General features: G+C 71.0%; 8 protein-coding genes and 1 pseudogene. 3 read left to right on the forward strand and 6 right to left on the reverse strand.

What is annotated here, in order from left to right; genetic code table 11:
• The 3 genes from ABSF49_RS19950 to moaC all read right to left on the reverse strand — a co-directional run.
• A partial coding sequence (locus ABSF49_RS19950; RefSeq protein ID WP_424114383.1) for a phosphoenolpyruvate carboxykinase (ATP) occupies positions 1–701 on the reverse strand: 701 nt, incomplete at its 3' end.
• 80 nt (positions 702–781) lie between these two features.
• Entirely contained in the window at positions 782–1999 is a 1218-nt protein-coding gene (locus ABSF49_RS19955; protein WP_424114390.1) for a molybdopterin molybdotransferase MoeA, read from the reverse strand.
• Positions 2000–2013: 14 nt separating this feature from the next.
• Positions 2014–2499 (reverse strand): cyclic pyranopterin monophosphate synthase MoaC, encoded by a 486-nt coding sequence (gene moaC / locus ABSF49_RS19960; RefSeq protein WP_424114384.1) that lies wholly within the window; start codon positions 2497–2499, stop codon positions 2014–2016.
• Between the two features lie 83 nt (positions 2500–2582).
• Between moaC and ABSF49_RS19965 the strand changes: the two genes are divergently transcribed.
• A complete protein-coding gene (locus tag ABSF49_RS19965) occupies positions 2583–3122 on the forward strand; it encodes a YkgJ family cysteine cluster protein (protein ID WP_424114385.1) in 540 nt (179 codons plus the stop codon).
• Positions 3123–3229: 107 nt separating this feature from the next.
• Complete coding sequence (gene ade, locus ABSF49_RS19970; protein ID WP_424114386.1) at positions 3230–4939, forward strand: adenine deaminase; 1710 nt, start codon at positions 3230–3232, stop codon at positions 4937–4939.
• A 72-nt stretch (positions 4940–5011) separates the two neighbouring features.
• Here the strand turns inward: ade and ABSF49_RS19975 are convergent.
• Positions 5012–5245, reverse strand: a pseudogene (locus ABSF49_RS19975) (DUF423 domain-containing protein); the annotation flags it as partial.
• A 153-nt stretch (positions 5246–5398) separates the two neighbouring features.
• Between ABSF49_RS19975 and ABSF49_RS19980 the strand changes: the two are divergent.
• A complete protein-coding gene (locus tag ABSF49_RS19980) occupies positions 5399–6046 on the forward strand; it encodes a DedA family protein (RefSeq protein WP_424114387.1) in 648 nt (215 codons plus the stop codon).
• Positions 6047–6163: 117 nt separating this feature from the next.
• Here the strand turns inward: ABSF49_RS19980 and ABSF49_RS19985 are convergent, their stop codons facing one another.
• Both ABSF49_RS19985 and malQ read right to left on the reverse strand, forming a co-directional pair.
• On the reverse strand, positions 6164–7201 hold the full coding sequence (locus tag ABSF49_RS19985) for a S1C family serine protease (protein WP_424114388.1): 1038 nt from the start codon (positions 7199–7201) through the stop codon (positions 6164–6166).
• 119 nt (positions 7202–7320) lie between these two features.
• The coding region (gene malQ, locus ABSF49_RS19990) for a 4-alpha-glucanotransferase (RefSeq protein WP_424114389.1) at positions 7321–9632 on the reverse strand (2312 nt) is incomplete at its 5' end.

Consider the following 9632-nt stretch of genomic DNA (forward strand, 5'->3'; position numbering starts at 1 on the left):
AAGATCGCGACGTCGTCGGGCCCGCCGAAATTGGCGGAGCAATGCATCGGCAGCACGTTGGAGTCGGGCAAGATGAAGTTGAGATAGCTGAACACCGACTTCTTCATTTCGCCGCCGTAGCGGGTGCCGCCGATCAGCACGATGCGGCGGGTGAAGTCGCAGGCGATCACCGTCTGCGAGCGCGTGCCGTGGCGAGCCGGGTCGGCGCGGAACGACGGCAGATCGACGATCGTCAGGTCGGGAATGAACGCAGCCAGCGAATTCGCTTGCGGCCGGATCAGCAGATCGCGGATGAACAGCGAGTGCCAGGCGTACTCCGTGAAGACGCGCACGCGCACGCGCGCGTCCGGATCGGCGCCGGCGTAAAGGTCCTGGGCGAACAGCTCGCGTCCACGCGCATGGTCGATGAAATCGCCGAGCAGCGTCTCGAAATGCTCGGGCGTCATCGCATTGTTGCCCTCCCACCAGACCGTGTCCTCGGTGGTGGCGTCACGGACGATCACTTTGTCTTTCGGGCTTCGTCCGGTGTGGGGGGCGGTCTCGGCGACGAGGGCGCCGCCCTGAGCGATGACAGCCTCGTTGCGGCGGACGGCCTCAATGTAGAGCTGCGGCGCGTGATGGTTCCAGTGTAGTCCGGCGAGATCGCGGAAACCGAACGCTTCCGCGCCGTATCCGGCGTTGAAAATCCCAGTCTGCCTCATCTTCCCCTCGCAATCGCATAAACCTAAGCAAACCGGCGGCGAACCGGTTTGTTTCAGCGCAATTGCCGAGGGGCGGAGGCTCAGGCCCCGAGTGGCGTCAGGCGAATGATCTGGCAGGCCTCGCCGATCGCCGCGGGCGGCGCGCCGATCTTGCGGACCAGCAGCGCGTCGGCGCGCGCGAGCGCCTTGGCGAGCGAGGAATCCTGATCGGCGATCGCCGTCGCCAGCGTTTCCCCGTCTGCGCCGGCGGCGAGGGTCGCGCGCAGATAGGCCGTGCGCTCTTGGTTGGCCGGCAGGGGCGCCGCGAGGCGCGCCGGCTCGCTTGGGTCCGCGCCGGCCCGCGGATCGCCGAGCAGCGCGCGGACGAGCGGACGAAGGAAGAGAACGGCGCAGACGGTCGCCGAGGTCGGATTGCCGGGCAGGCCGAGCACGCTCATCGCGCCGATGCGACCGTGGATCAGCGGCTTGCCCGGCCGCATGGCGATGCGCCAGAAGTCGAGCGACATGCCGGCGTCGGCGAGCGCCTTGCGGATGAGGTCGTGATCGCCGACCGAGGCGCCGCCGATCGTCGTCAGCACGTCGGCGTTGGCGCGCCGCGCTTCGGCGAGGCGGTCGGCGAGCGCGGCGGGATCGTCGGGCGCGGCGCCGAGATCGAGCGGCTCGCCGCCCGCCGCCGCGACGACGCCGGCGATGGCGTAGGCGTTGGAGGCGACGATTTGCGCCGCCCCGCGCGCCTCGCCCGGCGCGGCGAGCTCGTCGCCGCTCGACAGGATGGCGACCCGCGGCTTCCGCCGCGCCGCCAACGTCGGATGATCGGCGGCGGCGGCCAGCGCCACGTCGCGGGCGGTCAGCCGACGGCCGGCCGATAGAAGGACTTCGCCTTCGACAAAATCACAGCCGCGCCGACGGACGTGATCTCCCGGCGCGACCGGCGCTTCGATGATTACGGCGTCGCCGTCGCGCTCAGCGATCTCCTGCATCGCCACCGCATCGGCGCCCTCAGGCAGCGGCGCGCCGGTGAAGATGCGCGCCGCCTCGCCGGGCTTGAGGCGGCCTAAGAAGGGGCGGCCGGCCGCGGCTTCGCCGACGACGGTCAGACGCGCTTGCGCGCTTGTCGCGTCGGCCGCACGCAGCGCGTAGCCGTCCATCGCCGAATTGGCGAAAGGCGGCTGGACGCGGCGCGCAGCGACGTCGCGCGCCAATGTGCGGCCAAAGGCCTCGGCGAGCGGAACGAACTCTTCGCCGAGCGGACCCGGAACGCAGGCCAGCACGCGCGCCAGCGCCTCCTCGACCGGCATCAACGGGGAGCGGCTCACCCTTGGCTCTCCGCCCGCCAATGCCCTGATTTGCCGCCGCGCTTGTCGACCAGCCGCACCGCCTCGATGCGCATGCCGCGGTCGACCGCCTTGGCCATGTCGTAGACGGTGAGACAGGCGACGGCGGCGGCGGTCAGCGCCTCCATCTCGACCCCAGTCGGTCCGACGGTCTTGGCCTCGGCGCGTACGACGACGCCGGGCAGCGCCTCGTCGAGCGCGAGGTCGACCGTGACCTTGGTCAGGGCGATCGGGTGGCAGAGCGGGATCAACTCATGCGTGCGCTTGGCCGCCATGATGCCGGCGATCCGCGCGGTTCCGAGCACGTCGCCCTTCTTCGCGTCGCCGGAGCGGATCAGCGCCAGCGTCTCGGGCCGCATCACGACGCGTCCTTCGGCGATCGCCGCGCGTTCGGTCGCCGCCTTTTCGGAGACGTCGACCATGCGAGCCTCGCCGGACGCGCCGACGTGGGTGAGCTTTGCCATGGGCGCGTTCAAGCAAGTTTTGCCCGCACTGGCAATGCCGGGGCGTCATTGCCTGCCTTCGCCCCTTCGGCTAAGCGGGAGGCATGGTCCAGATCGTCTCCCGGCCGGCGGCCCCCGAGCGGCGCGAATGCGGCAGCTGCGGCATGTGCTGCAAGCTGTTTCACATTCCCGCGGTTGAGAAGCCGGCGGGAAAGTGGTGCCGGCATTGGGCCGCCGGGGCGGGCTGCTCGATTCATCCGGACCGCCCCGAGCAGTGCCGTGAATTCTTCTGCCTGTGGATGTCCGACGCGAGCGTGGCGGACGTCTGGAAGCCGGAGCGCTCGCGCATCGTGCTGTCGATCTTTCCCGGCAACGGCTTCCTCTATGCCCAGGTCGATCCCAGCTCGCCGCAGGCGTGGCGCAAGCAGCCCTATTTCGACGACTTGCGTCGCATGGCCGCGGGGCTGCAGGACTTGAACCGGCGGGTGATCGTCTTCGTCGGCGAGAACGCGACGCTGGTGACGCCGCAGGGGGCGACGCCGCTCGGGCGGATGAACCCCGAGGAGCGCTTTGTCGTCGAGCCCGCCTTCGGTCCCGACGGCCCGACCTTTCGCGTGGCGCGAACGCACGCCTCCGGCGGTTGACCGGCGCCCGGCGTCGCGCGTCGCCCCGCCGCGCTCCGTCGGCCTTGTGAAGAGGGGCCAAGCCTGAGAACATCGCCCCGGTCCGCACTCTTCGGAGGCTCAAGCCGATGAACGACGTCGCCGCATTCCTCGCCCGCGCCATCGCCCAGGGGCGAGGCCGATTTCGCGCCGATCTGGCGCTGAAGGGCGGCCGCGTCTTCGATCTCGTCAGCGGCGAGCTCAAGACGGGCGACGTCGCGATCTGCGACGACCGCATCGTCGGCACGCAGGCCGAGTATCGCGGCTACACGGAGATCGACGTCTCCGGCAAAATCATCGTCCCCGGGTTCATCGACACCCACCTGCACGTCGAGTCGTCGCTGATCACGCCGCTCGAATTCGACCGCTGCGTGCTGCCGCGCGGGGTGACGACGGCGATTTGCGACCCGCACGAGATCGCCAACGTGCTCGGCGTCGACGGCTTGCAGTATTTTCTCGACGCCGCGCTGGCGACGGCGCTCGACCTCAGAGTGCAATTGTCGAGCTGCGTGCCGGCGACCCACCTCGAGACCTCCGGCGCGGAGCTCGAGATCGACGACCTGCTGCCGCTCGCCGGCCACCCGAAGGCGCTCGGCCTCGCCGAATTCATGAATTTCCCCGGCCTGCTCGCCGGCGACCCCGCCTGTCTGCTGAAGCTCGCCTTCTTTCAGGATCGGCCGATCGACGGCCACGCGCCGTTGCTCAGGGGCCTCGACCTCAACGGCTATCTCGCCGCCGGCGTGCGCACCGACCACGAGACGACCACCCTGCCGGAGGCGCTGGAAAAGCTGTCCAAGGGCATGCAGATCCTGGTGCGCGAGGGCTCGGTGTGCAAGGACCTCCACGCGCTGGCGCCGATCATCACCGAGCGCAACTCGCCTTTCATCGCGTTCTGCACCGACGACCGCAATCCGCTCGACATCGCCGAGGAAGGCCACCTCGACTTCATGATCCGCACCGCGATCGCGCTCGGCGCGCCGCCGCTCGCCGCTTATCGCGCCGCCAGCATTTCCGCCGCGCGCATCTTCGGCCTGCGCGACCGCGGCTTGGTCGCGCCGGGCTGGCGCGCCGACCTGGTCGTGCTCGACGATCTCGAATCCTGCGCGGTGTCGCGAGTGATTTCGGCCGGCCGCGTGGTCGGAGACGAACTGTTCGCCGGGCGGCCGAAGGTCGCGCCGGTCGGGCGCGGCAGCGTGAAAGCGCGGAAGGTGACGGCGGCGAGTTTCGCCGCGCACGGGCAGGGCCCGTCGACCCAGGCGATCGGCGTCGTACCGGGCAAGATCATCACCGAGCGGGTGCCGGCCGTGCTGCCGTTCGCCAACGGCCTGCGGGGGATCGATCTCGACCACGATCTGGTCAAGGTCGCGGTCGTCGCCCGCCACGGCCTCAACGACAACCTCGCCGTCGCCTTCGTCACCGGCTTCGGCATGAAGCGCGGCGCGATCGCCTCGTCGGTCGGCCACGACAGCCACAACATCACCGTCGTCGGCGCCGACGAAGTCGACATGGCGGTTGCGGTCAATCGGCTGGTCGAGCTCGAAGGCGGCTTCGTCGTCGCCGAGGGCGGCAAGGTGCTCGCCGAGCTGGCGCTGCCGGTCGCCGGACTGATGAGCCTGTTGAGCTTCGAGGAGGTGCGAGAGGCCTTAATCCCGTTGCGCGCCGCCGCCAGGAGCCTCGGCGTGGTGTTGCAGGAGCCGTTCCTGCAGGTCGCGTTCCTGCCGCTGCCGGTGATCCCGCACCTGAAGATCACCGACAAGGGGCTGGTCGACGTCGACCGCTTCGAGTTCGTGCGCGACTAGGATCATCAGCGAGCCGCCGATCGGCGCGGCGTAGGGGAACAGCCTCGCGCCGAGAAAGGCGCGCGCCGAGAGATCGGCGGCGAACAGGATCGCGCCCGCCGCCAGCGCGAGACCGGCGAGCGACGGCCACAAGCCGGCGCGATGGGCGCTGACGGCGATGAGCGCCGCAGCGTGCAGGATCAGGAACAACGACGCCGTGCGCGCGAATTCGCCGCCGTCGACATGAGCGGCCGCCGCCGCCAGCGCGACGCCCGACGCGCCCATCAACGCCGCCAGGACGGCGAGGAAACGTTGGGTTGGCGTCATGGTCGGCCTCCGAGTTCGCGGACGCACGCCGTCATAGGGGAAGGGGCGGTCGGCCGCCAGGGCGCCGGCCCGCCCGCCCGCGGCTTACGCCGGCCCTTTCGATGCGATAAGAGGGCTCGGCCCGACGATGAAGCCCGCGCACGAGCCCCGCCGATGCCGTTCCTCCACCATCTCACCGGTTTCATTGCGCACTACGGCTATTTCGCCGTGTTCTTCCTTGTCGCGCTGGAGAGCGCGGGCGTGCCGATGCCGGGCGAAACCGCGCTGGTCAGCGCCGCCGTCTTCGCCGCCACCGGATCGCTCAACATCGTTCTCGTCGTCCTCTGCGCGGCGGCAGCGGCGATCCTGGGCGACAACTGCGGCTATTGGGTCGGGCGCGAATTCGGCTTTCCGCTCGTCTATCGCTACGGGCGCTACATCCGCGTCGACGAAGGGCGGCTCAAGGTGGCGCAATATCTATTTCAGCGGCACGGCGGCAAGATCGTCTTCTTCGGCCGCTTCGTCGCCGTGCTGCGCGCCTTCGCCGCCTTCCTCGCCGGAGTCAATCATCTCGCCTGGCCGCGCTTCCTGCTGTTCAACGCGCTCGGCGGCGTCATCTGGGCGACGATCTTCGGCGCGGGCGGCTACGCCCTCGGACATGCCTTCGAGCACTATGCGCGCCCGGTCGGGATCGCGGCGCTGATCGCCGCCGCGATCGGCGCCGTTCTCGCCAGCCGGTTCATCGCCCACCACGAGGAGAGCATTCGCGCCGAGGCGGAAGCGGCGATCCCGGGGCCGCTGGTCGCGCCGAAGCGCCGTTGACGCGGCGGGTCATTCCCAGCTTTTCCTTCAGTTATCCACAAGCTTATCCGCGCGCCGTCCACAGCCTGCGCTCAAGTCGGGGTCATCTCGAGCCGCTTCCGTCCTCGGGCAGGGCCGTCAGCTCGCGCGCGCCAGCGGCGCCAGCGCGCGATCCTGCGGCCCGATCCATAGCCGCAACCGTTCCGAGCGGCGGATGAAGTCGACGCTCACCGTGCGGGCGATCTTGTCGGCGTCGAGCAGGCGCATCAGGTCGGCGACGCCGGCGACCGGCTTGTCGTCGAGCGCGATGATCAGATCGCCGGTCAGCAGCCCGGCGTGGGCCGCCGGGCCGCGCTGGTCGACGCTGAGCAGCCGTGCGCCGCTCCCCTGTTCGAGCCCGAGGCGCAGCGCGACGCGGCGCGGGATCGGCGTCGTCGCCGCGCCGACGCCGATATAGGCGCGGCGCACCCGACCGTGGCGCGCGATTTCCCCGGCGACGAAATGGGCGGTGTTGGAGGCGACGGCGAAGCAGATGCCCTGCGCGCCCATGATGATGGCGGTGTTGATGCCGATCACCTCGCCGGCCGAGGAGACGAGCGGCCCGCCGGAGTTGCCCGGATTGAGCGCCGCGTCGGTTTGCACGACGTCCTCGATCATCCGGCCGGTGCGCGATTGCAGCGAGCGGCCGAGCGCCGAGACGACGCCGGCGGTCACCGTCGCGTCGAAGCCGAGCGGATTGCCGATCGCGATGGCGATCTGACCGCGGCGAAGCCGGCCGCTATCGCCGAGCGTGGCCGCCGGCAGGGTCACGTCCTCGTCGACGCGCAGCAGCGCCAGATCGGTGTCGGGGTCGTCGCCCAGCACGCGCGCCTGCAACTCGCGCCCTTCGAGCGTTGTCAGCACGACGCTGCGCGCGCCCTGGACGACGTGGCTGTTGGTCAGCGCGAGTCCGTCGGGCGAAATGATCACGCCCGAGCCGGCGCCGGCGTTGCGGCCGCCGCGCTTGACGTCGATGCGAACGACGCTCGGACCGACGCGGTCGACGACCTGGGTGACGACGCGCGAATAGGCGTCGAGCGCTTGGTCGTCGGAGAGGGAGGGCGGCGCGCCGCCGCCGGGCCCGCTGACGTCGCCGGGCGCGACGACAAACAGCGGTTCTGATGGAAGTTGCGACATGCAGTCGCATATGGGCGCCGCCCGGCGGGCCGGCAAGGGCGTCGACCCGCCCGGCGGCGCCCCGCTTCCTACGCTGCGCCGCCGTAGGTTTTTCATTGCGGCGCTGGTCGTCGAGCGCGCTAGCGCCGCTTTTCCGCCATTGCCGCGAGGATGTCCTTGGCGCGCGGCGCGGCGAACAAAGCCTCGACGTCGAGCGCCAGCTTATGCCGCCAATTCGGGCGCTCGCGGTCGGTGCCCGGCAGGTTGGTCGCCGTCCGCTCGCCGGCGAGATCGTCGGCCTGGGCGCTGGCGAACAGCGAACCGGAGCTGGCCAGGAACGCGTGAACGGCGGCGGCGAACGCGTCGGTCGGCGGCGCGGCGAAGTCGGGCGGCTCGGCGATCAGGCCGTGCGCGGCGAGCGCGTCGGCGAGCGCGCGTTTCTCGTTGAGGCGCTCGACGATCCGGCGATCGGCCTCCACGAGGTCGATCATGGCGAGGCCCAAACGCTCGGCGACGTCGGCGCCCGACCACCAGCCGGCGAGCGTCGGCAGGTCGTGGGTGGTGACGCAGGCGACCGACAGGGCGGGATAGTCCTTGGGCGGCGTGAACTGCCCGCCGCGCTGCTCGAACCACAACACGCGCATGCCGAGAATGTCGGAGCGTCTCAGCTTCTCGCTGAAGCCCTGCGGCACGGTGCCGAGGTCCTCGCCGACGACGGCGCATTGCGCGCGCTGGCTTTCCAGCGCGACGAGGCCGAGCAGGTCGTCGACCGGATAGGCGAGATAAGCGCCTTCGGCCGGTTTGGCGCCCGACGGAATGACGAACAGCCGCGTCAGGCCCATCGCGTGGTCGATGCGCAGCATGCCGGCGGAACGCATGTTGGCGGCGATCAACGCGGAGAAGCCGCGCCAGCCGTCGCGCGCCGAAGCGAGCGGGTCGGGCGGCGGCAGATTCCAGATCTGGCCCAAGGTCGAGAATGGGTCGGGCGGCGCGCCGACGGTGACGGCGCGCGCCAACTCCCCGGCTCGCGCCCAGTTCTCGGCGCCGTCCGGCGCCGCTCCGACCGCGAGGTCGCGATAGAAGCCGATCTCGAGCCCGCCGGCTTTCGCCCGTTCGGCGGCGGCGGCGAGCTGGCGGTCGGCGAGCCACTGGCTGAACAAGGCGAAGCCGACCGCCTCGGATTCCTCGGCCGCGGCGCGCGCAAGCGCATCGCGTTCGCCGTCGCGCAGCGGCGCAGGCCAGCGGCGCCAATCCTCGCCGCCGCGCCGCGCCGCGATCGCTTCGAAGATCGCGAACCGGCGCAACGCCCCGCCGCCGGCGGCGACGTAGCGGTCGTAATCGGCGAAGATGGAATCCTCGGGCCGGGCGACGCGCGCCCGCGCGAAGGCGGCGTGGCGCGCCGCGAGCGCCTCGCGCTTGATCGCCCAGGCCGGCGAATATTCGACGCCCGGCGCGGACGAGGCGGCTTCGATCTGGTCGCCGAGCGCGGCGAGAGCGGCGGCGCAGACGTCGTCTTCGGGCAGGCCGCAAGGGTCGAGCGCGTCGATCAGGATCGGGTCGAGGAAGCGCCGGTCCGATGGGTGGTAGGGGCTTGCGCGTTCGCGGTCGTGCGGGAACAGGTGGTGCATCGGGCTGACGCCGAAAAAGGCGGCGCCGGCCGCTCCCGCCAGTGCGCCGGCGCGGCCGAGCGTAGTGAAATCGCCGATCCCCTGGTCGCCGTCGCGCTTCAGCGCATAGAGCTGGGCCGAGACGCCGAAGCGCCGCCTGAGCGCCGCCTTGGCGAGATGCGCTTCGGCCGGCGCGACGACGAGCGCGCATTCGACGCCGTCGATGATCAGGCGATGGCGGCCGACCGGCAGGTCGGGCAGGACGATCAGCCGCTCGAGGATCGTCCGTCCGTCGGCGAGCGCAATGCGGCCCGCTTCGCCCGGCTCGGCGCGGAACTCCATCGCGCCGCCGTCTTCGGTCAGGATCGTCGCGTCGGTCGGACCCGCCGGTTCGGCGAGGTCGGCGCGCAGCGGCACAAGGCGCGGCGCGTCGAGGCGGCTGACGTGGGTCACTGGCAGCCGGCGCGCGCTCGTCTCGGCGACAAGCTTGGCGAGGCTCTCGCGCACTTGCGCCTGCGTCGCGGCCGGCAGGCGCAAAGCGTCGAGCACCGCAAGTTTCGTCGCGGCCGAAACGATGGTCCGTCGACCGGCGACGTCCCACCAATCGCCGGCGATGCCGGCCGCTTCGGCGAGGGATTCGACCTCACGCGCGGTCGGGGCGCGCATTCGCGGCGACGGCGCGTCGACTTCCGCGAGCGCCATCGTCGAGCGGCCGGCGATGCGCACCCGATCGGCAAGCGGCGAGGCGGCGTCGACGACGGAATCGTCGGCGGTGTCGAGAATGATCCGCCACGCCTTGTTGGCGCGGGCGTCGGGGAGACGCAGCCGAAGGGCGTCGGGGCCGC

It is taken from the genome of Roseiarcus sp., from assembly GCF_049514155.1.
In the GTDB taxonomy this organism is placed as follows: domain Bacteria; phylum Pseudomonadota; class Alphaproteobacteria; order Rhizobiales; family Beijerinckiaceae; genus Roseiarcus.